This is a genomic window from Novipirellula artificiosorum (genome assembly GCF_007860135.1).
In the GTDB taxonomy this organism is placed as follows: Bacteria; Planctomycetota; Planctomycetia; order Pirellulales; family Pirellulaceae; genus Novipirellula_A; species Novipirellula_A artificiosorum.
This window is the reverse complement of the sequence record NZ_SJPV01000003.1, coordinates 331,162-354,847: the sequence shown is the minus strand read 5'-3', so window position 1 is coordinate 354,847 and position 23,686 is coordinate 331,162. Positions and strand designations below refer to the sequence as shown.

Sequence of the window (23,686 nt, the reverse complement as noted above, 5' to 3'; positions counted from 1 at the left end):
TATCGGCAGTAGCCCGACCAGGAATCGAACCCGGAACTTCTGGTTAGAAGCCAGAGATGATGTCCGTTTCACCATCGAGCCATTTTAAACAAGCGGAAGGCGAGGGAGTCGAACCCTCATCACCCGAAGGTGGCACGCGTTAGCAGTGCGGCCCGGCAAACCGTATCCGGCTGCCTTCCGTAAATCATCTCGAGTGGACCGGAAGGGAATCGAACCCTTCTCACCGATCTTGCAAGGATCAGTCGCCCCCTTGGAACATGCCAGCCCATGAATGAAGTGTGAAGTTAGAAGAGTGAAGTGTGAAATGGGTTCGCGTCTTTTCAAACTTCACCCTTCACTCTTCAAACTTCCTCAAGTGATCACGGATGGAATCGAACCATCGGTCTCCTGCTTGTCACGCAGGCGTCTTAGCCGCTGGACCACGCGATCGTGTTGTGAGTAGTCGAGACAGGAGTCGAACCTGCAAAATCACAAGCCTCTCATGCTTGCCGCTTTGCCCGTTTGCGTACTCGACCGGTTTTGAAAGTAGCGGATCCGGGGGTCGCACCCGGCGGTCCTGGCTTATGAGGCCTGGCTGAGCTCTGGCCCATCCGCATTGTTCTCGCATCGAAAGTAGCGGGTTCGGGGGTCGCACCCGACAGTCCAGGCTTATGAGGCCCGGATGAGCCTGGCTCACCCGCATCGTTGTTACACTACTGAAAGTGATAGTAGCCAAGGCGAGAGTTGAACTCGCACGCCGCTGTGGGCACGACATTCTGAGTGTCGCGTGTCTACCGGTTCCACCACTTGGCTGTTTGAATCGAAGTACTGCGGGAGGGAGTCGAACCCTCAGACACGAACGTTTGAAATTCGCCGCTTTGCCGGTTTGCGTACCACAGCATGTTGAATCAGTACTGAGGGCGGGAGTCGAACCCGCAAGCACTTGTTCCTAAGACAAGCGGCTCGCAGTTGGCCTACCTCAGCGTTAGGAAAAGTGGAGCACCGGGGAATCGAACCCCGATTTTCTGCGTGCAAAACAGACGTCTTCCCGTTGGACGAGCGCCCCATGTTGTTCTTCGTTTCAGTGCCCAGAGCAGGAGTCGAACCTGCAAACACTCGGGTTTAAGTCGAGCCGCTCGGCCGGTTGGCGTATCTAGGCATTGTTGCTTGGTGCCTTCCGGAAGGACGCGACCGACCGCGCCCTTCCCTTGGCTGCCAACGTGTTATGCATGAAGTCGCGGAGCACTGTCGCCCGTTGACTTGCGATGGTTTTTGATCGCTTTGTGCGAGTCAGGGATCTGGTCGCCTTCGACAATCGAATCGCCAACACACTCGACCACCCAGCCGTCGACCCAACCAACGTTGTCGTCTTTGAGCCTCAGCACCCGGCCGACCTTCGCAAACTCTTGCGGAATGTACGATGTCGTTCGCACTGATCCGCCGGCGATGTTGCGTCTCATCGCACATTGCACGTACTTCACATTTCTGGACATCGTCGTTCTCCTTGGTAAGTTGCGGGCCAGTGTCACCGAGACACCGGCAGTAGTCCCGGATGGAATCGAACCATCGTTTCCTGCGTGTAAAACAGGTGTCGTCGCCGTTGGACCACAGGACCGAAGAGCACGTCCCCAAGGATTTGAACCCTGACTAACTGGTTTGGAATCAGCAGTGCTACCGTTACACCAGAGACGTGTGACAATCTAAAGTGGGAACGCAAGGAATCGCACCTCTCGCCGACTACCACACAATTAAAGGCAGAAGGGTTACAACCTCCCGTGTGGAAACGCTCCCAAGATTTCAACAAAAAAGCGGAGGCCGTGGGACTCGAACCCACAACGGTGATTAGCCGCAGCTGTTTTCAAGACAGTGTCCTCATCCGGCCGGGTGACTTCCGTAATGCGTCATTGAACGCAGTGACGTGAGCGGGAATCGAACCCGCGGACTCCTGGATGAGAACCAGACGATTCTGCCATCAGAATCTACCACGCCGTTTTTGTTGGCCAGCTTCGTCGCCAACCGAGTACCGCATAGGAGTTTCGATCTCCTTCCTGCTGTTAGAAAGACAGCCGACCTAGCCAGTAGTCGAATGCGGCGTTGTTGAAAGCGATGGCAACGGGAGTCGAACCCGCAGCAACTTGATAGACAATCAAGCTTCCTTCCCAGAGGAACTTGCCACCGAAAATGTTTGCACGAGGGTGACCAACCGGAATTGAACCGGCGACAAACTCATTCACAGTGAGTCTCTGGAAACCAACACCAGATCTGGCCACAGTCGGGTATCAGTGAGTCGCACACTGTCCATGCGTGGCCCCAAACCACACCGCTTACTCCAAGCTATACCAGAAAACATCAACAGCACCGGAGACTGGAATCGAACCAATGAACTCCTCGTTCAGAGCGAGGTGCAGCGACCAACAACTGCTACTCCGGCGTAACTAAAACTTGCAAAGCACTCCGTCCGGGAATTGAACCCGACCTGCGAGCTTCAAAGGCTCACGTCGCGACTACGCGCCGGAGAGAGTTTTTCAAACAATTCAAAAGAGTGTCCTGCGGGAGTCGAACCCACCTAGCCGGATTGGAAGTCCGGAACCTTTGCCGCTCGGCCAAGGACACTGAATATGCGGAAGTTTGAAGGGCGAGGTGTGAAACGAAGCGAGCTATCTCACACTTCTCGCTTCACCCTTCAAACTTCGCGAAGCTCCGGCGGATGGACTCGAACCATCACTCGTCTCCTTAACAGGGAGCCGCCTTACCATTGGGCCACACCGGATTGTGCAAAGCGCCCAGTGGGAGTCGAACCCACACTTCCGCCATGGCAAGGCAGCAGGCTACCGCTACATCATGGGCGCAAAAAATGCATCACTACCAAATTGTCAAAGATCAATACGCCGAAGCGTTCAAGAGCACCGAGCCGGAATCGAACCCGCATCACCTCGTTACGACGGAGGAGTCTTGCCGTTAGACCATCAGTGCTTGTTTCAAACTGTTTCAAGTGGGATCGGTGAGAATCGAACTCACATCGCTCGGATTAAGAGTCCGATGCATTACCTTGTCTGCCACAATCCCATGTGTCGTCGTTGTTTCGTTTCAGTCGGCGTGGCGGGAATTGAACCCGCGACCGTCGCCTTATAAGGACGCCGCTCTCACCCCTGAGCTACACGCCGATGCGTAGCCAATGGGGCCGAAGGGAGTTGAACCCTCACCGAACGCCCTTAACAGACGTCACAGCAAAGTCCGTCATGCTGCCAGTTACACCACAGCCCCGATGTTCAGTCGCGGCTATGCGTTTCAAAAATGTCTGCATGATTCGTTTACCTGATGCTTGTGACCTGAAACCTGTTACCTACTTCAAGTGGTAGCCCCGAGGATCGAACTCAGCGCGACCCGCGTATCAGGCGGATTTGGGCGACCAGCCCTCGACTACCATGTTGTCGTTTCAAAAAGTCGGACACCTCGGAGTCGAACCGCCCGTGGCGGAGCCACCCATGAATGAAAACAGTCTCCTGGTCCCAAACCAGGCGTGCTTCCATCTGCACCTGTATCCGATGTTGTTTTGCTTCCATCGCCGCAGCAGTTGCCGTCGGCGCATATCTTCCTTGTCAGTGGGCCGGGAGGCGCTCGAATCCTCGTCTGCGGTTCTTCAGACCGCCGCTAGACCGTCTCAGCTACCAGCCCAAATTGGGTTCGTTGTTGGGTTTGCCCGTTCGATGCGGACACGAAAAAAGGCTCGATGCCTGTGTGACACCGAGCCTTCATGAAGAAGTCGTTCGCTTATGAAAGCGAGTGTCACATCAGACGTGGATACGCCGGGGCATTATCTGTATTCAACGGTTGCCCGCCGAAGAGACTGCCTTCGTGTATCTGTTCGAGTCGACTGGATTGAATATTCGTTAACATCAGAAAGCTCGTTACTCGCTTGTCTATGAATGTGACTTGTGTGTTCGGAGAGATAGACTCTCTCGCGGCCAGATGGTTCGCCAAAAATGTCAGCTTGTGCGAAAAACATTCTTGGCCGATGCTGCCTCACACGAACATGAAACACCGCTCAGACTCGAAAGTACTCATAGGACGCGAAAAAAGATCAATCGCGGGGTGCAAGGAAACGCAAGTGATGTGCGGCATGGGCAGAATGAATTTGCTCAATTCGCTCACGTGGCAGTCGCCCAAACGCTGGATGCGGAGCATGGTCACCAACGTGAGCGTAGAACCGAGACACGCTCGCAGCAAAAGCTTCAACCTCACGAGCGTCATCCAGATCGGCCGGCGGAACGAACATCGACGCTGTGCGAATTCCACGAGGTGAATCGCCGCTGAGAACTTTCGGCAAAAGGATCCGTCGCATCACAGGACGCAAGAACGCGAAGAACGACATCCACTTCGGATAGCCATCAACACTCGGATCTTGCACCAGTACCAGATGGCGGCAGATTTGCCCCAGCGTCCAACTGCCATTCCGCTTGTATCCGCTCTGCAGTAGCGATCGTGCCTCTCGGGCCGCCGCGTTCAGATCGTCGAAGTGTAGTTCCCGCAGTTGTTCCATGCGGTTAGTTTAACGCGATAGCACATTGTTGAAACCGTAGTGCAAGCTTTGTCGATGCAGAGCCAACCCTCGTTACGAAACTCGCTATGAACTCAATCGAAAACTTTCTAGCCGCAAAAACTTATGCAGTCGCCGGTGCATCCAACCGTCAGCACAAATACGGCAACAAAGTCTTCCGTGCACTGCTCGCCGCCAGCCGCGAGACCTACCCGCTCAATCCTGCTCAAGACGAAATCGAAGGCCACCAAGCGTACCCGTCGATCGCCGACCTACCGCTCGTTCCCGAAGCGCTCTCCATCATCACGCCGCCAGAGGTCACTCGCAAAGTCGTGGCCGATGCGATCGCGGCCGGAGTGAAACACATCTGGATGCAGCCCGGAGCCGAAGACGAGCAAGCCAGCGAAACCGCACGCGATGCCGGCATCACCGTCATCGACGACGGCAGTTGTATCCTTGTTTTATTGGCTCTTCAATGATGTCGCAACAGACAGTCAAGATTCGCGGCGCCACGGAGAAGGACCGAGATGCGATTCTCGAAGTCCACATGAATGCCTTTGGCAAGGACGAAGGTCCGGTGATCGTCAAGCTAGTCGATGAGATGCTTGATGATGCTTCTGGCAAACCATTGCTTTCACTCGTTGCTGACACAGATGACGGGTTGATTGGCCACCTACTTTTCACGTCCGTGAGAATCGAGCCGGACGATAGCACGGTCAGTGCACGGATTCTCGCGCCGCTGGCCGTTGTTCATGATCGACAGCGTCAGGGAATTGGGGGGCGGATGATTCAAGCGGGCTTACTTCAGTTGACCGACTCTGGTGTCGACCTCGTCTTTGTCCTCGGCTATCCCGACTACTACTCTCGCTTCGGGTTCAAGCCCGCGGGTGTTCAAGGTCTCCAAGCAACCTACCCAATCCCACCGCAGAACGCAGACGCTTGGATGGTGGCGGAACTGACGCCCGGAACGATTGAGAATTGCAAGGGAACCGTTCGCTGCTCAAAAGCCTTAGACCATCCAAAGTATTGGATCGAGTGAACTGCGAGAAAAGAGTGTATCCCGCAAATGCCGAGACGGGCTACTCGACCTTGATCCAGTCGATCAGGATCTCGAACGGCCCTGGCTTCTTGTCACCGAGCAAGATACCAACGGACTGAACTTGGCTGGGCGTCAGCTTCGCGTTGGGGATCGGTCGGCCGAACGAATGAGCGACGAACTTGTCGACGGAAAGCTTGACTTCGGTCCATTGGCCGGCTTTCGTATCGAACTCCATCTGGTACGAGAACGCGGTGCGTCGATCGGGTGTGTAAAGGTTGAACGTGTAACGTCGTCCATCGCCTTTGACTCGCAATACGATTGTCTCGCCGGGATCGAGGCCGAGTGAGCCGCTGAGCCGCGACCGCACCGAGGCAAACCCGCCGTTGTTCTCGAGCGAAAGGTTGCCGGCGAACCGCATCACACTGGTTTCACCTTTCAATTCGCCGTCAGCGTCCAAGCTCACGATCGACGCTTGGCTACTCGATCGACCGCCCATGACGCCGTCGTTGACGATCTGCCACATGGCCGCGTCACTGGACTGAGCGAACTCGAACAGGCTGGTCATGGTTTGTGCAGGAATCGAGGTGGATAGCGTTACGACGATGACGATGAAGCTACAGAGGCGGACGATTGGGTTCATGGTTTTGGCTCGGTTTGCGAGGACGGAGGTTCGAAGGAACTGTAGTCGGATAGCAATCGCGGATACCAATCGTTCGCAGATCGCCAGTCCGATCATTGCTGCTGCGATTGTTCTTGCTGTTTCCATTCGTCTGTCAAGTAGACCAGCGTCTCGGTGATCTTGACGTCAAAGTTTTAGGGATAGTCACTCATGCTAAATTCGCTAATACCATCTTCAAGTAAGTTGTGGTGATAGTGTAACCTTCTTAATCTTCCACATTCAGCCCCTCGTTGTTTCCAGTCGTTTCAGAAGCCCAGCTCAGTTCACTATGGCAAAGAAGAAGACTAAAACGGTAGGCAAGCTTGCTGCGGTCGATTCGCCAGATGGAAAACCGGTTATTGCGTTTTCAACGCCCGGGATGTTCGATCGGTGGCTCAGCAAGCATCACACTGAGCACGGAGGCCTGTGGATCCAGTTCTGTAAGAAGGACAGCGACCACAAGAGTATCACCTATGCACAGGCACTCGATATCGCGCTGTGTCACGGTTGGATCGACGGCCCAGTCCGGAAAGGCAACGCAGCCTCGTGGATTCATAAGTTCACTCCGCGTGGCAAGCGGAGCGTTTGGTCCCAGGTCAACAAAGCTCACATCGAGCGACTCACGCGTGAAGGTCGCATGAAGCCCGCTGGTCACGCTGCCGTCGAACTTGCCAAGGCCGATGGACGCTGGGAAGCTGCTTATGCGTCGAGTTCAACGTTTGAAGAGTCCCCCGAGTTTCTTGCTGCCCTAAAGAAGTCGAAGCAGGCCAGCAAGTTTTACGCCACGCTCACGAAGGCGAAGCGTTTCGCATTTTACTGCCGACTTCACAACGCGAAGAAGCCCGAGACGAAGGCAAGGAAGATCGTCGAGTTTGTTGAAATGCTGGAACGAGGCGAAATGCTTCACTGATCGTTTGCCGTCCGGAAGATACTCGGCTGTCGTGAACCAAGATGGGTTACGATTACTCCCTTTACTGGTAACATTTGAAACGGTCCGATCGGCGAATCCACAATGAGTACCGAATGAGTTCCACAACAGGCATTCCGATCTGGCAAGTCGACGCGTTTGCCGACCGGCCTTTTGGGGGCAATCCCGCGGCCGTGTGCATTCTCGAACGCTATCCAGGCGACCAGTGGATGCAGAGGGTTGCTTCCGAGATAAACCTATCCGAAACCGCGTTCGTGGTTCCAACGGATGAGGCGAACAACTTGCACTTGCGTTGGTTCACTCCGGCAACCGAAGTTGACCTATGCGGTCACGCGACGCTCGCTGCCGCACATACTCTGATCGAGCAGAAACGTGTCGACACCAGCTTGCCGATTCGGTTTCAAACTCGCAGCGGAGAGTTGCGATGCACACGGTCCGGATCGCGGATCACGCTCGACTTCCCCGCGACGCCGGCGAGAAACGATGTGGAAGCTTCGACTGCAACGACGCTGCTCGCCGCACTTGGTATTGCCGAAGGTACTGTACTACAGTCCAGACTGGACCTTCTCGTTGTGGTGGACGAAGGCCAGATCGTCCAGTCGCTGCGACCGGATTTCAACGCACTCGAGCGAGTCGAAAAGCGAGGCGTGATGGTGACGGCTCCCGGCCAGACCGCGGATGTCGACTTCATCTCGCGCTACTTCGCACCACGCTGCGGCATCAACGAGGACCCTGTCACTGGATCGGCGCACTGTTGCCTTGCTCCGTACTGGTCGGAGGAACTCGGCAAGACATCGCTCGTCGGCTATCAGGCATCTGCACGAGGCGGAGCGGTTCGCTGCGAAGTCGCTGGCGACCGCGTTTTGCTGACGGGCACCGCAGTCACTGTCCTGGAAGGTCGCTTGTTGGTCGATCCCGAATGAACCCGGCATTTCAACTTCGTGAATTCGTGTTGGCTGATGGTGATTCTTGTCGCCAACTGTTTTGTGATACCGTGCGACGAGTCAATTGCCGTGATTACTCTCCGATGCAAATTGAGGCGTGGGCCGGAGCGGAACTGGATCCCGAACCTTGGATTCGACGCTTCGACGACAACTGTGCATATGTTATCGAGCACAATCGAGCGATAGTCGGATTCGCTGACATGACGCCCGACGGTTACCTCGACCGTTTGTTCGTATCCGCCGATCACGAGCGGCAAGGTATCGCGACGATCTTGATGAACGCGATCGAATTAGCCGCAAAGACTAACGGCTTACCTCGCATCCACACTCAAGCAAGCATCACAGCAAAGCCGTTCTTCCTGGCGCGAGGTTTCGTGGTCGTGAATGAACAAACGATCGAGTGTCGCGGCGTTCGGATGAACAACTATGTGCTGACAAAAGATTTCACGAAGCAAACATGATTCCGTCTGCGAACGCACCAGCGAAACATGCCCCGATAACCCGAAAAATCGGAATCTTTTGCCTCATGAAACTGGACCGACGGAGCCGATACTGAGGGGGCTTTTCTGGCTGGCGTCGTAACGGAGCTTCGTAGTGAGAATCGAAAGTCAACAAACCGAAGTGATGACGCATTATCAAACTCGGGTGGTCAATGACAGGAACATGCAAAGCGTGTTCAGTGAAGTTCTTCGTGAAGCTGGGCGGCAGGGTTACGCATCCGCTGGAGTGGTTGAATCGGCCGAGCCACTGCAACAGCGAATCCAGGACACGTGGGACCAGTGGTATCGGACGGAGAGAATCGGCGGCCAGTATGCCAGTGCTGAAGCTCCCACGGATCTCGGTGGAGCATTCGGCAGTGTTTTAATGAAAGCGTACGAGCAAGGTGCCTACGTTGCTCCCAAGCCGTTTTTGAGAGGTCTGAGCGAGGCCGAGCTAAAGAGCGTCCAGAACGCACACTGGCTGGCTGAGCCGATCAACGTCGATTCGTTGACAGAAGAAGGTGCGCTCAACCTGTTGATTCCGCGAGCTGCGCAAGTCGATTTGAACGGCGATGGTTTCACGCGTTCAGGAGCGGCCTATGGAATGAAATTTCCTGACAGTACGACTTCACGTGAAGTGACATACGACTTCACGTGAAGTGACAATGGCCTGGGATGCAGCGACGGCAGACGTGCCTGAAAAGGATCGAATCACGTACGAACTTCAAATGATGGTCCCGGTGTTGCTTGCCAACGCGGTAAACGCTCCTGATGGATCATTCTCGCACTTCCGCTCGTTCGATGACCCCAGTTGGGTAAATCCACTCACAGCGGACGGATACTCCTTTGTGAAGGAAACTCAAGATCGAATCGCTAGCCTTGATTACTTCAAGAACCAGATGGACCCGGTACGCTATTTAGCAGATCGCAGCTTTTGGAGTTCGTTCCAAGACAATCTCCGCGAAGCTGGTGTTGCCTAAACATCCACGTCGCCCTCCCAAAAGTAGAAATCATGCGACCTCACGAACGAGCCATCGTTGGATCAGCGTGCATGAACGGGATCTTATGGTCGGGGCACAAACCGCATTGGAGGATTTCTTCGGTGGCGAAGAAGTGCCGGAGTTCGGCGTCGGTTGCGGTGGGCGGGATTGCTTTGTAGTCGCGGAAGAGTTGCCAGGCGGGAATGTCTTGGAGTTTAAGTTTGCGTTCCAACTGGCTAAAGTACGCTAGGGCCGGGCATTTCCAAATCATGGTTTTGTGCAATTGCGAGCAACGCTTCTGGATGCAGGCTTTCCAGCCGTCGCGCGGGTTTGAGAGGATCGGCAGTGCCTTGCCGTCGGCCATGTTGTACTGGCGTCGCCAACCGGAATGGGATTGGCGAATCCCGATTCGTAAACTTGGATGATCGCGTCGCCATTTTGCGATTGTTTCTTGAACCGCTGCAAACTTCTCCAGGTAGGCCGGTGACGTGCCATGCTGCGAGATCTCCAGCTTGTAGCCTTGATTGATCAGCACTTTTGGTAGTCCTGGATGCCGATGGAGGAAGAACCCGTTGGAAACGAGCAACCTGTGCGAGCGCCGAAACTTCCAGCGTCCCATGACGAGGATTCGGCATAGGTTCGGATTCAACGTTGGCTCGCCACCAAGAATCGTGAACCGCTTTGGCTGAATGCGTTTGCACCAAGCATCGAAATTCTCTCGGGCTTCTTCGACGGTCACAATGCCGCCACGAAGGAAGTTTGAATAGTGCGAACACTGTTGGCACGAGAGATTACAACCATGGACGACATGAAATTCAAGGGATCGACAATGGATCATGTTGCGTCCTTTCGTTCGTCGAGCATCCGCCTCTTGGCGTCATACACAACAACTCCGTCGGGTGGGCCTTCCCACTTGAAACCACGTAGCTTGTGCCGTTTGAGTGCGATCTGCCGAAAATGGCTGCGGCGTCGCATTGGATCGTAGTTTTTGTTGCTGACGTGCAGATGATCGATGCCGTGGTCTTTTGCCAACGCGACTTGCGTGCCCGAGTACATGGCTCGCAAGAAGAAGTCCCAGTGTTCACACGTTTTCAAAGCACTGGCCCAGCGGATCCTGCGACAAATGTCGGTTTTCGCGAGGAACGCGTTGATGACAATGTCGCACCAGTAACAGCCCCATGCTCCATTGCCCGCACGCCACTGGGGTGGTGTTGGGACGCGGCGGCCATCGATCGCTGCGAACCGTTGAGGCGTAGGAAATGGCCAAGGCTGGGGCAGTTGCCTCATCCATTCTCGCAAACGATCTTCCCGGCGATCGAGGTTGATGAGAAAACATCGATCGACGATTGCCGGTGGAGACAGGTGACTTGTGGTGATGCTTGATTCGACTTCCGTGATCACGTTTGTTTGCTCCTCATTTCCAACTTGCCTCGGATCGTCGTGATCTCGGCTCCTTGTTCATCTTTCAATTGCACTGACCAGTCGTACTGGCCCGAACGCATGCCATCGGTTTCGACGCGAGGCAGATCAAAAGCAAGAACCCAATGATCTGCTTCTTCGCTCACGGTTCCTTCCACCAAGAAGGAATCCCCCAAGGATTGGTGTCTTGCACCGAATTGGCATGAGGCATCGGCGACGTCAACATTCGGTGGTGGAGTGACACTCCAGCGAAAATGGCGAGCGTGACGTGAGAGATAGTCGTCGCCAATGATGACAGGGCTCGAGATTTCACCGTCACCGACCACTGGCTGCGAGGTAACAACTCGGCCAACCAGTTTCGCGTCGATGCTGCCAATGGCCTCGAGGACGGACGAGTCATCATAGATGGGCGTTAGCCAGGTGATGTCGCCATGGGCGATGATGTCGTTGCGGGCCGCCGTAACGTCCAGGACACTCGCGGTTTCTTCACTGACCAATGACACCGCCACGGCGACATCCGTGTCTGCGACGTTGGGGCTCTTGATTTGGACCGAAACCTCTTCGCCTGCCAGGACGACGAACGATTGGGTTTGCAGGAGGGCACGCGGTTCGCTACCGAGTTCTTGCAGATCCGGGCCACCCAACCATGCATTGTCGTCAATGAAAACAGTGACTTCAAAATCACCACCGTTGCCATCGAGATCCTTGACGCCGTCCCCGAGGCGGATCGAGACGGAGCAGACTCGAGTCTCCGGAACAACGTGCGTCAAGACGGTTGCACCGGCTGCAAGGTCGAGGCTCGTGGATTCGCTATCGAGAATTTCAAACGCCATGGTTTAGCTCCAGGTGTGTCGTTTGGCTCTGGCCAGGTCGCGCCCTGTGAGAGGCAGTTTTGTGGTGAATAGATGAACACCGCCCAGATACACGCGACCTCCGCAAGCGAACTCTTGCCACTACCGCGTGCCATTGCCAACGAGAACAACCCGCCGCGAACGACGGCTTCTTCGATGCGTTCGATTAGCGGTCGGACGGTATCTACGGTCTGCCGACCGCTTTAACGAGGCGTCGCGTGACTTTACCGGAGCGTGCAAATCGCTCCGTAAGCAACTTGGAGCCGAACAGCGGTTCGTCGCTCAAGTTGATTTCAAAAGGTCGACGGCGGGTACGCTCGCGGTTACACACACGCCCTCTCCCAGTGGCGTGAAGTGCTCGATCTTCTCAATGTGCTTCGTTCCCGCGGCATGGTGATCGTCTTGATCGCCCATTCCAAAGTCGAGCGATTCGAGGATCCGGAAAGCTCGCCCTATGACCGATACTCACCGCGGCTTCACAAGCACGCTGCAGCCCTCGTCAAGGAATGGTGCGACGCAGTGCTGTTCGCGACTCGCAAGATGCGAACGCAAAGCGAAGACGGTGGCTTCAACCGCAAACGAACCATCGCTCACGCCATCGGCAAAGACGGCGGCGAACGCGTCATCCGTGCTTACGGTTCGCCGACCTGTGTTGCGAAGAACCGCTACGGCATCGCTGAAGAACTGCCACTTGCGTGGTCGGCGTTCATCAACGCCATGTCAAACAACTGAACTTTCCAACTCCTTTCTATCCCGTTTCAAACCCAAGGAAAACGCAATGGCTGCACTCAATTTTGACGCCAACCAAGTCGAGCCCACCAACTCACTCGAACCGATTCCAGCTGGTAAGTACGTTGCCGTGATCACGGACAGCGAAATGAAGCCCACTAAGGCTGGCACCGGACAAGAAACGGAACTGCGGTACGAACAGCACGAACAGTTTCGGCAGGCTGCCTTTGGGGATGGAACCTATGGGACTATTGATTGGTACTTCAACAGTGGTTACCCCGGTGAGTGGAGGGACGTTTTTTATTACGCCGAAGCTTTGTCCAAATTTGACGCTCAATTTGACTATCGTCTACCAACCTTGCAAGAACTAACTTTTGCCTGTAAGGATGGCTATGATCAAACGTGCCCTGACTTTGTCAGAAGCTATGGACCGGCAAACACAGATGGCGACGCACCCAATAAGTTTGGCGTATTTGGCTTGAACAACGGTAATGTCGAGTGTTGCGATATCCCAGGCCTTTTCTTCGGCCGTCACGGTCGTCCAACGAGTACTCCGCCTCCACCCGACTGCCGTTGCGATTGGTGGACGAAAGGCAACGCGGATGCCGACGATGGCTTGAACGAACTCATCACCGCACGCTTCGTTCTGGTTATGGAAGACTGACGGATGGGGCAAGATGGTCCGCAAAAGACACGATTCACAACCCGAAGATGTGATCCAATGCCTGTTCTGCGAATTCAACTTGCACCAACAAAATCTCAGCGGAATGCGTGGCTGTTTGCGGCGGCTTCATGCGGCTTTCTCGTTTGTCTGCTGTACATGCTGCAGGTTTTGGGAACGCGAGGGCCGGTTCGGGACGACCTCTTCGTAGCGTGGCTTGCTTTACTCCCGACTGGATTGGTCAGCTCGATGGTATCGTTAAGGATCTCGAAGCAGTTTGTGGTCGCTCGCATCGCTTGCGGCATTTCAGTCGCTGTGTATGTCTTCCTGATGGCAAGTGCTGCATTTATGCACTGGCTGTTGAATCTGTCAGGAATCCAAAACCCTGGGCCTGGGTAGCTTACAAATTCATGTCTGACACAAAACGCGATATCGGGTTTGCCGTCTCTGTCCTTGGATTTGGGATCACGCTGTTGCTTGCGTTGTTCTATGTCGCTCGACCGGGTCCTGGGGCCGACCCAACTTTGGACGGTACAGAGCAGTTTGCGGAAGAAATTGGTCACGGGTTTCAAAGCATCTTGATCATCTCCTGCGGAGTCCTGGTGATGCTCGTACTGGGGGCGATTGGCCGATTTCTAGGAAGTCGTGCAGGAAAGGCGATGTTCGCGATGGGTGCCGTTACGGCACTGTGGTTTGTAACCGTGGTCGCGTACAGAGTCTTGTCGCATTGAGGTTGCTCGGGCTACCCACCGGATCGAATGGTTGTCAACTATGAATCGCAAATTCATCGGAGTTCTGGCTGGATTTTCTATCCATCATCTTGCAGGTGCGTCTGCATTCTTTTTAGCGACCGCTGCATTCGGTAATACAATGCCATTCGTTTATTGCTTGCTTTTTGCGTTGCCATTGACTCCCTCAGGCATCTATATCTGTTCAAATCAAATGAACCGTCGCTATCGACTGGCTCCCGAACCCGTATTTCGCACATTCATCCACACGGTTCCGGCATCGGTCTCTGTCACGATTGTCGTTTGCTGCCCCTTGTTTTTCATTATGGGGCTTTACGCGTTTGTTTTGCTTGTTCCATTGACGTTTGCGGCATTCGTTGCAGGAACCGTTCATTTGGCATACACAGAAGTCGTGCGAGACCAGTTTCCGCCGACGGGTGGCCAGCGGTCAGACACCCCCTGAACTATTTTTAAAACTCCCACATCGGATCCTCGTCCGGTTGGTAGCAGAGCCAGTTGCCTTTGAATGCGTGGTTAAGATGCTTGGCCAATGCCGGGTGGGATTTGGCGATGCGGCGAATCGCTCGTTGCATCTCTTGCCGAATGTTCTTGCGTGATTTGCTCTCGTCCGTGGTGACGCGAGACTTTCCGTGCAGGCCCGTCGCTCGCCGGATCCCCGCGATGATCTGCTGTTTCTCCGCATTTAACTTGTCCAGCACACCAACATCGTTGTTCTTTTCCGCTATGGCGATATCTTCGTCCAGTTCCGCGATTCGCTGCTGATACGCGCGACGTGCCTCTTCGTCAAGCATCTCGCCCGTGGGACTATTCGAGGAACGAGTGGTGGTGCCAGTACGGGCGGCTTCAAGCTCCACCGCGTTGACTTGCACAAACGGCTGCGCCAACAATTGTGAGAGATACCACAGGCCCACCGTTTCGCTGAGTGTAATCTCTTGTTTGGCATAACGAATCGACCGTGAATCGCCTGACAATCGAAACGTGTTGGCTTGTGACGCGTCCAAGCATCCGAGGCGGTGACGCAGTTCCTCCATCGCTACGGGATTTGCTGTGATTCTACCATCATGGTGATGAAATAATTCATCGGCTGCAAAGATCGTCACGCCCGTCTGTTCTTCAATCAAATCGACGTTCGTATCGGTACCGAACAACATTGGCACCAACAGAACCACGGGCGTCGATCCACGTATCGACATCGCCGCATCCAGCAACGATGCTCGGCAAGACCGAATGCAAAGATACAACCGCGCAGCGGCAAATCGACTCCGAAGCCGACCGAGACGATAGACCGGCGAACTGACCTCGTGTTGTGCAAAATCGATTCGTCCGCCGAGTTGTTCCAACAGCAGAGTCGCTATCGTGCGAAGATTCAATCGATAAACGATCAAGTCCTGGCGATCAACCTCCGCCGTCTCACCATGCTGTCGGTTGACACAGACGAAACGACCGTCGGCGTGCTTGACGATGTCACACAGCGTCACCCCGTCGCTGGCAAACATCCATGTCGCCAGTTCGGGCGTCGCGATTAGAAATCCGTGGCTTAATTCCCAATCTTCACGCAGTTCTTGTCGCCAAATTTGCTGCGTGGCCTGCAGCGTTGGGATTCGATAAAGCGTTTTCCAAAGTCTTGTTGGGCGCATGAGTTTCCTGCATCGCTAGCTTGATACCAATGGCTGTCATCCAGTCTTCGATCGGACGGCAATCACGATCACGGTTGAACGTAGCGATGTTGCCTGAATAGACCGTTACCGCGACTTCCGAATCATCGAGCATAAGGAATCGGAATGTTGCCGAAACAATGCGAGCGTTCGGTTGCAAACATCGATCTCGAACTTTCAACGCTTCGAATAGCTTTGCCGACTTGTGCTCTGTGATCAATGTTGGCTCGCCTTGCTCGAGCAATGCGATCTTGATCAACGTAATTCGCTCGATCCCATCCACGCCCAGCGGCGATTGAATATCTTCGCCCAGCTCATCGATTCGCTCAAGCGAAAAGTGTTGTGACGAAGGAAAACAGTCTTCGTCGTCGAAAAACAGTCTACCGAAAGTTTTGCAGTAAAAAACTTGCTCCCCCTTGAGCGACGCATGAATCCGCAACTCCGGTATTTTACGGTTGTAGATGACAAGGTCGTAGCCAGCCGGTTGCCACGTTGCAAAAACCCAGTTTCCGCGTTGCAGCACTTCTCCGCGATGCATTGGATCGCCGCGGAGAATCAAAAAAGCAAGGTCGTCTCCGAATTCATAAACCGAAACTCGCGACACGGCAACACGACGCCGAGCAAGATTGAATTCATCAATTTTGGATTGAAGTGTTACAATAAGCTTGTCAGTGATTTTTCGTGGTCGCGACGGCACGATATCGCGGTGTCGATAGTAGTTGAACGACCGAGGTTTCTTGACGATCTGTTCGACATAAGCATCCTTCAACAGACTCGGGCGGATCAACCAAAGATGCAGTGCCAGATCTGCCGGAGTGAATTTCTCGTCTTCTGGCAATTGGATGCGAGCCTTCGACGCAGCCAACAACAACGCCTCCATCCCTTTGCTACAGGCCATCTCGTCGATATGAAATAACGCCTCGGTCAATTCCGTTGGCGTATCGGCATTGGGGGAGTTGAAAACACGAATCAGCTCATGGAACTGCTCCTGTGTAAACGCACCTTCACCTGCGGGGATCGCGAACCCACGTCGCTTGAAATAATCAACGAAATGACGCAAAAACTGATTCAGTCGTTGTGGGTGGATTGAACTAAGCGTGTACGGTTTGGTGACATGGGTTAGCTTAAGTGTGGGCATAACGTACTCTGTGAAAATAGATCATGGATGGACTCGTCCGTGGGCAAAGTTCGGCCGGCTCTGTGGTGCAAGCAAAATCCGTTGGTGATCTATTAATAAAGAGTGCGTGTGACACGTCTGGTCACAGGTGAAGAAAAAAGACAAAAACAACTCGACGACAATCGGTCAGACTTGATCGGACAAATCGCCAAATCCTGCCTGTTTCCAGCGTTTCCGTTGCTCATCCCAGTTCACGAGAGCCGTGATCGGCCGGAGACGTTTTTCCGAAATTTTGGGTTTTCCCCGATGGATACGTGGCAGGAACAACAACGATTCTTGGATGTCGGGGGCTAGTAGAACAAGGCTGAGAATCTGGGAGATCCGAGGCTGAGAGACGTTGCCAATGTCGGCCAAGTGTGCCAAATCGCGAACCTTGCCGGTCCGCAACAGCTCGTCAAAGCGGATTGCTAACGCCATCAGTCGAGTGATCCGCGGCAGCCGACCTGGCATCTCCGCGTCGTCACACACGACTCGTTTGCGGCGCCTCGTCGTGCCGCTTAGGTCGACTTTCGTTTTCACCGTAATCATTCAGTCTCCTCCTCTCCGTTTTGGATCAACGCCGTGATCGCTGTGGGGTGATACGAAATTGCCAGTGTTCCGTCGGACCGATCGTATTGCACGCGCGAAACCAACAGCTCCAGCAATTGAACCCGTTCCCTCGCTTTAAGCATCTTCCACAACCGATCGAAGTCGCCCAGGGCTTCATCGACATCGCTGCGTCCGAAACTTTGTTGCCCCGCGATCGCCAGTGCATCGGTTACCTCTTCGATCTGCGTCCGAGTTCTTTCGATACGCGTTTGCAAGTCATGTCGCCGCGCGTCGTTCAGCTCGCCGGCTACGCCCTCGGTCGCCATGCGGTTGAGTTCGGCTTTATCGCGTGACCGTTGATTGGTCAGTTGCCGAAGTTGCAAATCCAACCTCTCCTGTCGCTGTTGCACCAACGTTTCGGACTGCTTGTAAACTTCTCGCTTCAATCCGTCGTCATCCACGATGCAGCGCAGTGCTTCGACGACCGCCGCCTCAATCGCCGGTGCGGGGATGGAGCCAGTACCGCATTGATCGTGGCCTCGCTTGATGGCCGTTTGACAAACGTAGTAACGATACAACCTGGCCTTCTTCTTTGTCGGACTGTGCGCCATCGCGTATCCGCACGACGGACAATACAGCAAACCTTTCAGCAACGCGTTGTGTCGATTAATCAAACGCTTGCCGCTGCCCTGACCGTGTTCTTTGAGCATCTTTTGCACGGCATCAAAGACATCGGGCTGGATGATCGGTTCGTGAACTCCGTCGTAGACATTCTCTTTGTGCCGGATCTTGCCGACGTACAGGACGTTGGTCAAAAGCGAATGAATCGAACACTTGTCGAACGGCCGACCGCCCTTTTGGCGTCCCTTTCGCGTCAGCCATGTCTTGTTCGCCCATCCGAGCTCTTCGAGCTTCTGAACCACCGGCAACAACGAACGCAGCTTCAAGTAGTAGTCAAAGATCTCGCGAACCTTCGCGGCTTCGTCCGCATTGATGACCAGTTTCGGACTCGTCTCGGACCGATCAACGTCGTACCCGAGAACCGGTTGTCCGCCACACCACAGCCCCTTTTGTCGCTGAGCGGCGATCTTGTCGCGGATTCGTTCGCCGATGATGTCGCGTTCAAATTGCGCGAATGAAAGCAGGATATTCAGCGTCAATCGGCCCATCGAGTGAGTGGTGTTGAACTGTTGTGTCACCGAAACGAACGACACGCCGTTGGCATCAAACGTTTCCATCGCTCTGGCAAAGTCCAGCAACGATCGGCTGAGCCGGTCAACTTTGTAAACGACAACACAGTCGATCTCACCGGCCTCGATGTCATTCATCAATTGCTTGAACGCCGGCCGATCCAGGTTGCCGCCTGTGAAACCACCATCGTCGTACAGTTTGGGCAAGCACACCCAGCCTTCCGATTTCTGGCTGGCGATGAACGCTTCGGCGGCACCGCGCTGTGAATCGAGCGAGTTCAATTGCAAGTCCAATCGCTCGTCGGTCGACTTGCGAGTGTAGATCGCACAGCGAATGCTGGGCTGGCTCGCTTCGGTTTTCTTGCTACTCATTTAGCCTGCCCCAGCTTGAAGAAGTAAAACCCGCTACAGTGGGTTCCGGTGATCGCTCGAGCCACCGCGGTCAGCGACTTGTAATGCTCGCCGTCGTATTCAAACCCTTCGGTCAACACGAGCACGTGCAGCGTCTGGCCCTTGTACTGTCGCTCGATCAGATTTCCTGGTGACGGCAGTCGCGAATCCCATTTCTCGGGAACCTTCGACTCGTCTTTCTTCGATTTGCGTGACTTCGGCGGTGTCAATCGAATCAACGATTCGCCCGCCACGACGGTGGCTCGCAAGATTGCCTGTTCGCTCAATCCGCCTTCGTCGTCGGCTTGCAGCTTCCACGCGATGCGGCGATGAACGTACCGCCGATTTCGAGAGCGACATTTTTCGCCAAATAGCTTTTCGTACTTCGCCGCGAGTTGCCCGATCGTCAAGTCGGACAGCTTCGCTACTTTCAATTTCGTTTCAGGACTCATTGGCAGCCTCCGTCTTGTCGTTCTTCACTGCGTCCGCTGCCGATTTCTGGCTGGCGGTCTTTTCCGCATGCCGCCGGATCGCTTCGGCGATCAGCTCCGCGATTTGCTGTCGTTGTTCTTCGCACAACGCCTGTGTCTCCCGTCTCGTGTCGAGAACCGGTCTCGACCGAGCCCCCAAGTTTCTCTTGAGACCTAGCCCGATCGTTTCGACCAGACACAGAGAGCGAGGAAACCGGACGAGACTCAAGCCGCTGGGGTAGAGAGTCGGAGATAATTTCCGAATTTTTCGCGTTGGCGTCCCGTTCTCGCTGCCACCGCAGAACCGCACGCCCCAACAAACGTGCCACCCTTTTCACCTGATCCGCCGGCAATACCGAATCCTGCATCGCGCCTCCCCTCCAAAAGAAACCAAACTCACCGAGCCGAACTCAACGACTCCTCTCAGGGTTACTTATGCAAACGGCGCGACTGGATTCCCAGAAAATGGCGTCCGAGACCCGATCTCTAAAAAGTCTCTGCGGCGGTGGGATTCAAATAAGCCGAAGGTCGGAGAGACTAGAGAGTGCCGAGAGTTCCGGTCCCGAGGGGTCCAACGGTCGCCCCACCTCCCCCGATGGAGACTCTCCAAACCGAGAGCCAGAGAACCCGGCGAGACACCGCCAAGCAGCGTTTGACACGGCAAAACAGGGCGAAAATATCGAAAAAAAGCCGGCGATCGTTCAAAGAACAATCGCCGGCCAATGTGTTTACCCGACAGTCAACCGAAGTTTGTCGAGAAATCTAGAGTTGCGGGAGCCGGATTCGAACCGACGACCTCGAGGTTATGAGGCTAGACCGAAAATCGCCTAAAACACCGTGTTTACCGAAGATTCTAGATGGTACATCCCTGTTTGTGAATCGTCAAGCTCTCGCGGATTTTCTCGTGTTTTTGCAACTCTTGCAAAAACGCTGTGCGCAAACAGGGAAGTCGCACGGACGTGCGGACAACGAGTTGCAGCGGACAATGGCATTTCGTGAATCCTTCATTGACGCTGAGGTCGATGCAACATCAGCAGCTCGGAGAATTCGCCAAAGCGCCGCCTTATTTCGACGGGACGCCCCCCAAGAAAAGTTGATCTCAAACGTGACATTACTTGAGGGACGTGGTAAGGAATCGGTGTCAAGCAAGAAAGTTGTTCCTTGTCCAAGCCAAATACCGGAAGTTGAGAATGCCATCTCTCGCGTCGACCGGACTCCAGTTCGGTCGACTAGAGAGGCTGGCGGTCTACGAGGTTTTTCAAGTTAAGTCGAATCGTTACGAGAGTCCAAGCCGGCTCGGTCGTTCCATCGGGTATCGCTGAATGCGGTAGTCGGTGGTTCGACCGCGTTGGTTGAACAAAGATTCTTGGCTCCTATCTGGAGAGACTTAGTGATGGCTACTTTGACAAAAGCAAATGAAGAACTGTTTCGACGCACGCCCGATGAGTGTTACGAGTCGTTCGATACCTTGTACGCCGAGTGTTCGCGATCGCGTGAACAATCAGCGGACTTGTGGGAACGGCCGCAAGACATTTCGCTCACGCACGATCTGACGCTCTGCAATGGCGAAGGCTCGGAATACCGGCTGAACGATTGGTCGTTCTCGCAGCTCTGCCGCACGGCGGGCATCAGCAAGGATACGATCAACCGTCTGTCGCGGAAAACGGCCAGCAAGGTGTTCGAGGAAACACTGCCGCAGGCCGACAAGCCGATGCAATTCTTGACGACGAAAAAGCAGATTCGTAGCGTTCATGGTGTCGCTTACACGCGGCTGTGGAATGTCGAACTGCTGGATGTGGTCAACGAGTACGCTTCGTACTTCACGCCACCGCAAAAGGCGATGGATGATGTCAGCACCGGCTTGTATTGCGGCGAGCAGGATATGTTTGCATTCCTGATCGACCCGACTGGCTGGGCAGAGATCAATGGTGAAGCGTTCGCGCCGGGATTCTTCATCTGGAACAGCGAGGTCGGACGCCGTAGTGTCGGTATTCAAACCTTTTGGTTTCAGCGAGTTTGCCAAAACCACATCGTTTGGGATGCGACTGAAGTGATGGAGTTCACTCGCAAACACACCGCCAACGTGCGGGATTCTTTGTCTGAAATCCGCATCATGCTCGATAACTTGGTTACCGTTCGCGATCAACGCAAAGGCTCGTTCGCTGCGATGATCAAGAAGGCTATGACGGAGCGCATGGGCAGCGACGCGGATGAAGTCACCAAAGTCTTGACGGCGGAGAAGATTCCACGGCATCTGATCAAAGATGCGATGGAAATCGCGCGGGCTCAGGGCGGGTTCACTATATTTTCGATAGTCGACGCGCTCACCAAACTGTCACAACGGGTGAACTACGCAGGCGACCGGGCGGCACTCGATGCCAAGATCGGTAGCTTGCTGTCACTGGCGGTTTGAACGATGCCAATATCAAGAAAACACTTCGAGTGTGATGGCTGCGGTGCCTGTTGCCGCAGCAAGTTGGTCGATGTCTACGAGATCGACACACTCAGAAACCCACGGATCGCGGAGCAGATGTATCCGCTGTGCGAACCTGGTCTTGATGGCGAAGTTGGCTACCTAAATTGCATCAGCAACGGCAGGTGTGTGTTTCTTCGCGATGACAATCGGTGCGGTATCTATACGACACGGCCATCGGTCTGCGTGCTCTATCAAGCAGGCAGCGACGATTGTCAACAATGCCGGCTTGAAGCTGGCGTTCCTTTGCTGGAGCCGACACGGCACGCGCAAGTGTGACGCATCGAGTCTCTGTTCTTTGTCCCGTAACGAAAGGAGGAAGCTGCGGCTTCATCATGGATTCACAAACCCTTTGGAGTGGCATGCTGGAAGCATGGTCCCACGAGCATTTCCAGATGGCGGACAGTCTCGCTAGCGAACTGGTCGAAAAGCTTATGAAACAGCATGACGTTCCCAAGACGCTGCCAGAGCTTCCGGTTGGCGATGCTTTGCATCACATGGTTGCTGAGTTCGTCTGTCGCAAGATTCTACTCGCCGTTGGCGCTGTCGCCACGACCGAGGAAGCATCGGAGGAAGACTGATGGACCCACAAGTGACCTGGGATTCGTTGCTCAAAGAGTGGGCTGATCGAAGTTGGCTGGATGTCGTTGAACTTGCCGAAGCATTGCTTCAGTGGCTAGATCGAGACGGCTTTCCACCCAAGACTTCGGACACGCCCGAACTCGGAAGCGAATGGCACGCAGCAGTAGCGAGGGCAGCGGCAACGTACGCCCTGAAGCGTGCCGAAGCAGTTCTGGACGATCCCGATGGCATCCCGGCGCGAGTTGCGTTCACTTTGACTTGTGCTCACTGCAACGTCGAGGGACCGAACACGTTCTACGAGGCGAAGCAAAAAGGCTGGACTCGAATTCACTATATGCCCGACCAGACTTCCGAGAATTTTCTCGGCATTTGCTTCACCTGCAACCGACGTCAGAAATGATAACGAAGAGGACCAGCCGTTCTAACGTCCGTTCGTTTTTAACGGTGAACCTTGGCAGATCGTTCCTCTCAGGTGGCCCCGGTTTGAAGATTTTTAACCTTGGTTTTCAAGACCGCTGGCCACCACCAAATTCAGAGCATGTTCTTTGCCACCGAGAAAAACGAAGATGATACCCCGCACGATCCCAACCGGCGTCCGCCATCACTTGCAAGCGGTGCAGCAATGACACGGTTTTCCTTGCGTTCTCGAACACTCGCACGAGCCTGACTGCCTCCGCAAGCTGCGCGGACACGACGGTTTGACCTGATTTGGCAACAACTTATGACAACCTTGTTTTCGCCTGTCGCCGATGCAACTGCGTTATCTGTTTGCGGAGTGTCGTCCAGGTTCTGTATCTCACCGGGGTGTATCCGTAGTTTCACCTCGAATTCCATCGGAATGGATTCTGGCTTATTGGTAGCCTGTCGATTTGGCTCAGGTTGGGTACAATCACCGTATTCGGGGTCGAAAACGGCCCTCATGCTCCCCATTTTCCATCTGCCGAGTGCCATGCTGTCCGACGAAGATAAAAAGAAAATGACGAATCGCCTCCGCCGGGTCGTCGGCCAAGTGGAGGCTGTGGGGCGGATGATCGAAGCTGATAATGAATGTGTCGATATTCTAATGCAGCTTTCTGCGGCAACGGGGGCATTGGGGAAAATCGGCGAAATAGTGCTGGAAGATCATTTGAAGGCGAGTATCACCAAAACTCTTAATAATCGAGATCCGGCTGATCGCCAGGCGGAAATTGAAGAGCTGATCGCACTTTTGCGTAAGTATGCAGACGTGTAGCTCGGAATTCCTTCCAAGTCTTTGTGAAGAAAGAACT

General features: G+C 54.4%; 28 protein-coding genes, 23 tRNA genes and 1 pseudogene. 17 read left to right on the top strand and 35 right to left on the bottom strand.

Features of this window, described 5'->3' with window-relative positions:
- Nucleotides 1-9 precede the first annotated feature (9 nt).
- The 25 genes from Poly41_RS11070 to Poly41_RS10960 all read right to left on the bottom strand — a co-directional run bounded on the left by Poly41_RS11070 (nt 10) and on the right by Poly41_RS10960 (nt 4,519).
- A tRNA-Arg gene (locus Poly41_RS11070) sits at nt 10-81 on the bottom strand.
- A 12-nt stretch (nt 82-93) separates the two neighbouring features.
- Nucleotides 94-179: transfer RNA gene (locus Poly41_RS33960), tRNA-Ser, on the bottom strand.
- A 177-nt stretch (nt 180-356) separates the two neighbouring features.
- Nucleotides 357-429 (bottom strand) — tRNA-Val (locus Poly41_RS11065).
- Between the two features lie 10 nt (nt 430-439).
- Nucleotides 440-515: transfer RNA gene (locus Poly41_RS11060), tRNA-Leu, on the bottom strand.
- Nucleotides 516-708: 193 nt separating this feature from the next.
- Nucleotides 709-792: transfer RNA gene (locus Poly41_RS11055), tRNA-Leu, on the bottom strand.
- Nucleotides 793-805: 13 nt separating this feature from the next.
- Nucleotides 806-879 (bottom strand) — tRNA-Leu (locus Poly41_RS11050).
- A gap of 12 nt (nt 880-891) precedes the next feature.
- Nucleotides 892-963, bottom strand: a tRNA-Leu gene (locus Poly41_RS11045).
- 11 nt (nt 964-974) lie between these two features.
- Nucleotides 975-1,045, bottom strand: a tRNA-Ala gene (locus tag Poly41_RS11040).
- Nucleotides 1,046-1,064: 19 nt separating this feature from the next.
- Nucleotides 1,065-1,138, bottom strand: a tRNA-Leu gene (locus Poly41_RS11035).
- 64 nt (nt 1,139-1,202) lie between these two features.
- Entirely contained in the window at nt 1,203-1,472 is a 270-nt protein-coding gene (locus Poly41_RS11030) for a hypothetical protein (RefSeq protein ID WP_231615584.1), read from the bottom strand.
- A 50-nt stretch (nt 1,473-1,522) separates the two neighbouring features.
- Nucleotides 1,523-1,594, bottom strand: a tRNA-Val gene (locus tag Poly41_RS11025).
- A 6-nt stretch (nt 1,595-1,600) separates the two neighbouring features.
- A tRNA-Trp gene (locus tag Poly41_RS11020) sits at nt 1,601-1,671 on the bottom strand.
- A 117-nt stretch (nt 1,672-1,788) separates the two neighbouring features.
- Nucleotides 1,789-1,872, bottom strand: a tRNA-Ser gene (locus Poly41_RS33955).
- A gap of 21 nt (nt 1,873-1,893) precedes the next feature.
- Nucleotides 1,894-1,968: transfer RNA gene (locus tag Poly41_RS11015), tRNA-Glu, on the bottom strand.
- A 115-nt stretch (nt 1,969-2,083) separates the two neighbouring features.
- Nucleotides 2,084-2,156: transfer RNA gene (locus tag Poly41_RS33950), tRNA-Asp, on the bottom strand.
- 17 nt (nt 2,157-2,173) lie between these two features.
- Nucleotides 2,174-2,249 (bottom strand) — tRNA-His (locus tag Poly41_RS33945).
- A gap of 86 nt (nt 2,250-2,335) precedes the next feature.
- Nucleotides 2,336-2,410, bottom strand: a tRNA-Gln gene (locus tag Poly41_RS11005).
- Nucleotides 2,411-2,520: 110 nt separating this feature from the next.
- Nucleotides 2,521-2,592 (bottom strand) — tRNA-Gly (locus Poly41_RS11000).
- 85 nt (nt 2,593-2,677) lie between these two features.
- Nucleotides 2,678-2,749: transfer RNA gene (locus tag Poly41_RS10995), tRNA-Asn, on the bottom strand.
- A gap of 8 nt (nt 2,750-2,757) precedes the next feature.
- Nucleotides 2,758-2,828 (bottom strand) — tRNA-Gly (locus Poly41_RS10990).
- 53 nt (nt 2,829-2,881) lie between these two features.
- Nucleotides 2,882-2,952: transfer RNA gene (locus Poly41_RS10985), tRNA-Thr, on the bottom strand.
- A 20-nt stretch (nt 2,953-2,972) separates the two neighbouring features.
- Nucleotides 2,973-3,045 (bottom strand) — tRNA-Lys (locus Poly41_RS10980).
- A 25-nt stretch (nt 3,046-3,070) separates the two neighbouring features.
- A tRNA-Ile gene (locus Poly41_RS10975) sits at nt 3,071-3,143 on the bottom strand.
- A 439-nt stretch (nt 3,144-3,582) separates the two neighbouring features.
- Nucleotides 3,583-3,654, bottom strand: a tRNA-Phe gene (locus Poly41_RS10965).
- Nucleotides 3,655-4,060: 406 nt separating this feature from the next.
- On the bottom strand, nt 4,061-4,519 hold the full coding sequence (locus Poly41_RS10960; RefSeq protein ID WP_146526240.1) for a DUF1569 domain-containing protein: 459 nt from the start codon (nt 4,517-4,519) through the stop codon (nt 4,061-4,063).
- Between the two features lie 86 nt (nt 4,520-4,605).
- Between Poly41_RS10960 and Poly41_RS10955 the strand changes: the two genes are divergently transcribed.
- Nucleotides 4,606-4,995 carry a CoA-binding protein gene (locus Poly41_RS10955; protein ID WP_146526239.1) on the top strand — a complete coding sequence of 130 codons (390 nt, stop codon included), beginning with the start codon at nt 4,606-4,608 and terminating at the stop codon, nt 4,993-4,995.
- On the top strand, nt 4,992-5,555 hold the full coding sequence (locus Poly41_RS10950; RefSeq protein WP_146526238.1) for a GNAT family N-acetyltransferase: 564 nt from the start codon (nt 4,992-4,994) through the stop codon (nt 5,553-5,555). Before Poly41_RS10955 ends, Poly41_RS10950 begins: the two co-directional genes overlap by 4 nt.
- Nucleotides 5,556-5,595: 40 nt before the next feature.
- Here the strand turns inward: Poly41_RS10950 and Poly41_RS10945 are convergent, their stop codons facing one another.
- Nucleotides 5,596-6,195, bottom strand: a complete 600-nt coding sequence (locus Poly41_RS10945; RefSeq protein ID WP_146526237.1) for a CIA30 family protein — start codon at nt 6,193-6,195, stop codon at nt 5,596-5,598.
- Between the two features lie 307 nt (nt 6,196-6,502).
- Between Poly41_RS10945 and Poly41_RS10940 the strand changes: the two genes are divergently transcribed.
- The 5 genes from Poly41_RS10940 to Poly41_RS34835 all read left to right on the top strand — a co-directional run bounded on the left by Poly41_RS10940 (nt 6,503) and on the right by Poly41_RS34835 (nt 9,544).
- Complete coding sequence (locus Poly41_RS10940) at nt 6,503-7,123, top strand: YdeI/OmpD-associated family protein (RefSeq protein ID WP_146526236.1); 621 nt, start codon at nt 6,503-6,505, stop codon at nt 7,121-7,123.
- Nucleotides 7,124-7,236: 113 nt separating this feature from the next.
- Nucleotides 7,237-8,064, top strand: a complete 828-nt coding sequence (locus Poly41_RS10935) for a PhzF family phenazine biosynthesis protein (protein ID WP_146526235.1) — start codon at nt 7,237-7,239, stop codon at nt 8,062-8,064.
- The gene (locus Poly41_RS10930) at nt 8,061-8,546 is read left to right on the top strand and encodes a GNAT family N-acetyltransferase (protein WP_146526234.1); all 486 of its coding nucleotides are present in this window, start codon (nt 8,061-8,063) and stop codon (nt 8,544-8,546) included. Before Poly41_RS10935 ends, Poly41_RS10930 begins: the two co-directional genes overlap by 4 nt.
- A gap of 133 nt (nt 8,547-8,679) precedes the next feature.
- Nucleotides 8,680-9,222 carry a hypothetical protein gene (locus Poly41_RS34840; RefSeq protein ID WP_231615583.1) on the top strand — a complete coding sequence of 181 codons (543 nt, stop codon included), beginning with the start codon at nt 8,680-8,682 and terminating at the stop codon, nt 9,220-9,222.
- Between the two features lie 7 nt (nt 9,223-9,229).
- On the top strand, nt 9,230-9,544 hold the full coding sequence (locus Poly41_RS34835; RefSeq protein WP_231615582.1) for a hypothetical protein: 315 nt from the start codon (nt 9,230-9,232) through the stop codon (nt 9,542-9,544).
- Nucleotides 9,545-9,584: 40 nt separating this feature from the next.
- Here the strand turns inward: Poly41_RS34835 and Poly41_RS10920 are convergent, their stop codons facing one another.
- From Poly41_RS10920 to Poly41_RS10910, 3 genes are read right to left on the bottom strand one after another with little or no spacing between them, the layout of a single operon-like run.
- Nucleotides 9,585-10,382, bottom strand: a complete 798-nt coding sequence (locus Poly41_RS10920) for a radical SAM protein (protein WP_146526233.1) — start codon at nt 10,380-10,382, stop codon at nt 9,585-9,587.
- Nucleotides 10,379-10,945, bottom strand: a complete 567-nt coding sequence (locus tag Poly41_RS34830) for a hypothetical protein (protein ID WP_231615581.1) — start codon at nt 10,943-10,945, stop codon at nt 10,379-10,381. The genes Poly41_RS10920 and Poly41_RS34830 overlap by 4 nt, the downstream gene beginning before the upstream one ends.
- Nucleotides 10,942-11,796, bottom strand: a complete 855-nt coding sequence (locus Poly41_RS10910; RefSeq protein ID WP_146526232.1) for a hypothetical protein — start codon at nt 11,794-11,796, stop codon at nt 10,942-10,944. The genes Poly41_RS34830 and Poly41_RS10910 overlap by 4 nt, the downstream gene beginning before the upstream one ends.
- Nucleotides 11,797-12,123: 327 nt before the next feature.
- Between Poly41_RS10910 and Poly41_RS10905 the strand changes: the two are divergent.
- The 5 genes and pseudogenes from Poly41_RS10905 to Poly41_RS10885 form a co-directional block, all read left to right on the top strand.
- Nucleotides 12,124-12,546 (top strand): annotated as a pseudogene (locus Poly41_RS10905) (AAA family ATPase); the annotation flags it as partial.
- A gap of 46 nt (nt 12,547-12,592) precedes the next feature.
- On the top strand, nt 12,593-13,207 hold the full coding sequence (locus Poly41_RS10900; protein ID WP_146526230.1) for a DUF669 domain-containing protein: 615 nt from the start codon (nt 12,593-12,595) through the stop codon (nt 13,205-13,207).
- 57 nt (nt 13,208-13,264) lie between these two features.
- Nucleotides 13,265-13,603, top strand: a complete 339-nt coding sequence (locus Poly41_RS10895; protein WP_146526229.1) for a hypothetical protein — start codon at nt 13,265-13,267, stop codon at nt 13,601-13,603.
- Nucleotides 13,604-13,614: 11 nt separating this feature from the next.
- Complete coding sequence (locus Poly41_RS10890; RefSeq protein ID WP_146526228.1) at nt 13,615-13,935, top strand: hypothetical protein; 321 nt, start codon at nt 13,615-13,617, stop codon at nt 13,933-13,935.
- Between the two features lie 40 nt (nt 13,936-13,975).
- The gene (locus Poly41_RS10885) at nt 13,976-14,395 is read left to right on the top strand and encodes a hypothetical protein (protein ID WP_146526227.1); all 420 of its coding nucleotides are present in this window, start codon (nt 13,976-13,978) and stop codon (nt 14,393-14,395) included.
- Between the two features lie 7 nt (nt 14,396-14,402).
- Here the strand turns inward: Poly41_RS10885 and Poly41_RS10880 are convergent, their stop codons facing one another.
- The 6 genes from Poly41_RS10880 to Poly41_RS33940 all read right to left on the bottom strand — a co-directional run bounded on the left by Poly41_RS10880 (nt 14,403) and on the right by Poly41_RS33940 (nt 19,472).
- Nucleotides 14,403-15,590 (bottom strand): hypothetical protein, encoded by a 1,188-nt coding sequence (locus tag Poly41_RS10880; RefSeq protein WP_146526226.1) that lies wholly within the window; start codon nt 15,588-15,590, stop codon nt 14,403-14,405.
- Nucleotides 15,505-16,746 carry a hypothetical protein gene (locus Poly41_RS10875; RefSeq protein WP_146526225.1) on the bottom strand — a complete coding sequence of 414 codons (1,242 nt, stop codon included), beginning with the start codon at nt 16,744-16,746 and terminating at the stop codon, nt 15,505-15,507. Before Poly41_RS10875 ends, Poly41_RS10880 begins: the two co-directional genes overlap by 86 nt.
- 165 nt (nt 16,747-16,911) lie before the next feature.
- A complete protein-coding gene (locus Poly41_RS10870) occupies nt 16,912-17,313 on the bottom strand; it encodes a hypothetical protein (RefSeq protein ID WP_146526224.1) in 402 nt (133 codons plus the stop codon).
- A complete protein-coding gene (locus tag Poly41_RS10865) occupies nt 17,310-18,875 on the bottom strand; it encodes a recombinase family protein (protein WP_146526223.1) in 1,566 nt (521 codons plus the stop codon). The genes Poly41_RS10870 and Poly41_RS10865 overlap by 4 nt, the downstream gene beginning before the upstream one ends.
- Nucleotides 18,872-19,345 carry a DUF2924 domain-containing protein gene (locus Poly41_RS10860; RefSeq protein ID WP_146526222.1) on the bottom strand — a complete coding sequence of 158 codons (474 nt, stop codon included), beginning with the start codon at nt 19,343-19,345 and terminating at the stop codon, nt 18,872-18,874. The genes Poly41_RS10865 and Poly41_RS10860 overlap by 4 nt, the downstream gene beginning before the upstream one ends.
- Complete coding sequence (locus Poly41_RS33940) at nt 19,335-19,472, bottom strand: hypothetical protein (RefSeq protein WP_197231213.1); 138 nt, start codon at nt 19,470-19,472, stop codon at nt 19,335-19,337. Before Poly41_RS33940 ends, Poly41_RS10860 begins: the two co-directional genes overlap by 11 nt.
- Nucleotides 19,473-20,756: 1,284 nt before the next feature.
- On the opposite strand from Poly41_RS33940, the gene Poly41_RS10855 reads away from it, so the two are divergent.
- The 5 genes from Poly41_RS10855 to Poly41_RS10835 all read left to right on the top strand — a co-directional run bounded on the left by Poly41_RS10855 (nt 20,757) and on the right by Poly41_RS10835 (nt 23,649).
- Nucleotides 20,757-21,776: a DUF932 domain-containing protein gene (locus Poly41_RS10855; protein ID WP_146526221.1), complete on the top strand. Its 1,020-nt coding sequence runs from the start codon at nt 20,757-20,759 to the stop codon at nt 21,774-21,776.
- A 3-nt stretch (nt 21,777-21,779) separates the two neighbouring features.
- The gene (locus tag Poly41_RS10850; RefSeq protein ID WP_146526220.1) at nt 21,780-22,115 is read left to right on the top strand and encodes a YkgJ family cysteine cluster protein; all 336 of its coding nucleotides are present in this window, start codon (nt 21,780-21,782) and stop codon (nt 22,113-22,115) included.
- Between the two features lie 56 nt (nt 22,116-22,171).
- On the top strand, nt 22,172-22,417 hold the full coding sequence (locus tag Poly41_RS10845) for a hypothetical protein (protein WP_146526219.1): 246 nt from the start codon (nt 22,172-22,174) through the stop codon (nt 22,415-22,417).
- Nucleotides 22,417-22,818, top strand: coding sequence for a hypothetical protein (locus Poly41_RS10840; protein ID WP_146526218.1), 402 nt, complete (start codon nt 22,417-22,419; stop codon nt 22,816-22,818). The genes Poly41_RS10845 and Poly41_RS10840 overlap by 1 nt, the downstream gene beginning before the upstream one ends.
- Nucleotides 22,819-23,256: 438 nt before the next feature.
- Nucleotides 23,257-23,649, top strand: coding sequence for a metal-sensitive transcriptional regulator (locus Poly41_RS10835; RefSeq protein WP_231615580.1), 393 nt, complete (start codon nt 23,257-23,259; stop codon nt 23,647-23,649).
- The last annotated feature ends 37 nt before the right edge of the window (nt 23,650-23,686 follow it).

What these genes read in the sequence shown, in the direction of transcription:
- Poly41_RS11030 (WP_231615584.1), bottom strand. Translation starts at nt 1,472, where the DNA reads ATGTCCAGAAATGTGAAGTACGTGCAATGTGCGATGAGACGCAACATC.
- Poly41_RS10960 (WP_146526240.1), bottom strand. Translation starts at nt 4,519, where the DNA reads ATGGAACAACTGCGGGAACTACACTTCGACGATCTGAACGCGGCGGCC.
- Poly41_RS10955 (WP_146526239.1), top strand. Translation starts at nt 4,606, where the DNA reads ATGAACTCAATCGAAAACTTTCTAGCCGCAAAAACTTATGCAGTCGCC.
- Poly41_RS10950 (WP_146526238.1), top strand. Translation starts at nt 4,992, where the DNA reads ATGATGTCGCAACAGACAGTCAAGATTCGCGGCGCCACGGAGAAGGAC.
- Poly41_RS10945 (WP_146526237.1), bottom strand. Translation starts at nt 6,195, where the DNA reads ATGAACCCAATCGTCCGCCTCTGTAGCTTCATCGTCATCGTCGTAACG.
- Poly41_RS10940 (WP_146526236.1), top strand. Translation starts at nt 6,503, where the DNA reads ATGGCAAAGAAGAAGACTAAAACGGTAGGCAAGCTTGCTGCGGTCGAT.
- Poly41_RS10935 (WP_146526235.1), top strand. Translation starts at nt 7,237, where the DNA reads ATGAGTTCCACAACAGGCATTCCGATCTGGCAAGTCGACGCGTTTGCC.
- Poly41_RS10930 (WP_146526234.1), top strand. Translation starts at nt 8,061, where the DNA reads ATGAACCCGGCATTTCAACTTCGTGAATTCGTGTTGGCTGATGGTGAT.
- Poly41_RS34835 (WP_231615582.1), top strand. Translation starts at nt 9,230, where the DNA reads ATGGCCTGGGATGCAGCGACGGCAGACGTGCCTGAAAAGGATCGAATC.
- Poly41_RS10920 (WP_146526233.1), bottom strand. Translation starts at nt 10,382, where the DNA reads ATGATCCATTGTCGATCCCTTGAATTTCATGTCGTCCATGGTTGTAAT.
- Poly41_RS10910 (WP_146526232.1), bottom strand. Translation starts at nt 11,796, where the DNA reads ATGGCGTTTGAAATTCTCGATAGCGAATCCACGAGCCTCGACCTTGCA.
- Poly41_RS10900 (WP_146526230.1), top strand. Translation starts at nt 12,593, where the DNA reads ATGGCTGCACTCAATTTTGACGCCAACCAAGTCGAGCCCACCAACTCA.
- Poly41_RS10895 (WP_146526229.1), top strand. Translation starts at nt 13,265, where the DNA reads ATGCCTGTTCTGCGAATTCAACTTGCACCAACAAAATCTCAGCGGAAT.
- Poly41_RS10890 (WP_146526228.1), top strand. Translation starts at nt 13,615, where the DNA reads ATGTCTGACACAAAACGCGATATCGGGTTTGCCGTCTCTGTCCTTGGA.
- Poly41_RS10885 (WP_146526227.1), top strand. Translation starts at nt 13,976, where the DNA reads ATGAATCGCAAATTCATCGGAGTTCTGGCTGGATTTTCTATCCATCAT.
- Poly41_RS10880 (WP_146526226.1), bottom strand. Translation starts at nt 15,590, where the DNA reads ATGCGCCCAACAAGACTTTGGAAAACGCTTTATCGAATCCCAACGCTG.
- Poly41_RS10875 (WP_146526225.1), bottom strand. Translation starts at nt 16,746, where the DNA reads ATGCCCACACTTAAGCTAACCCATGTCACCAAACCGTACACGCTTAGT.
- Poly41_RS10870 (WP_146526224.1), bottom strand. Translation starts at nt 17,313, where the DNA reads ATGATTACGGTGAAAACGAAAGTCGACCTAAGCGGCACGACGAGGCGC.
- Poly41_RS10865 (WP_146526223.1), bottom strand. Translation starts at nt 18,875, where the DNA reads ATGAGTAGCAAGAAAACCGAAGCGAGCCAGCCCAGCATTCGCTGTGCG.
- Poly41_RS10860 (WP_146526222.1), bottom strand. Translation starts at nt 19,345, where the DNA reads ATGAGTCCTGAAACGAAATTGAAAGTAGCGAAGCTGTCCGACTTGACG.
- Poly41_RS10855 (WP_146526221.1), top strand. Translation starts at nt 20,757, where the DNA reads ATGGCTACTTTGACAAAAGCAAATGAAGAACTGTTTCGACGCACGCCC.
- Poly41_RS10850 (WP_146526220.1), top strand. Translation starts at nt 21,780, where the DNA reads ATGCCAATATCAAGAAAACACTTCGAGTGTGATGGCTGCGGTGCCTGT.
- Poly41_RS10845 (WP_146526219.1), top strand. Translation starts at nt 22,172, where the DNA reads ATGGATTCACAAACCCTTTGGAGTGGCATGCTGGAAGCATGGTCCCAC.
- Poly41_RS10840 (WP_146526218.1), top strand. Translation starts at nt 22,417, where the DNA reads ATGGACCCACAAGTGACCTGGGATTCGTTGCTCAAAGAGTGGGCTGAT.
- Poly41_RS10835 (WP_231615580.1), top strand. Translation starts at nt 23,257, where the DNA reads ATGGATTCTGGCTTATTGGTAGCCTGTCGATTTGGCTCAGGTTGGGTA.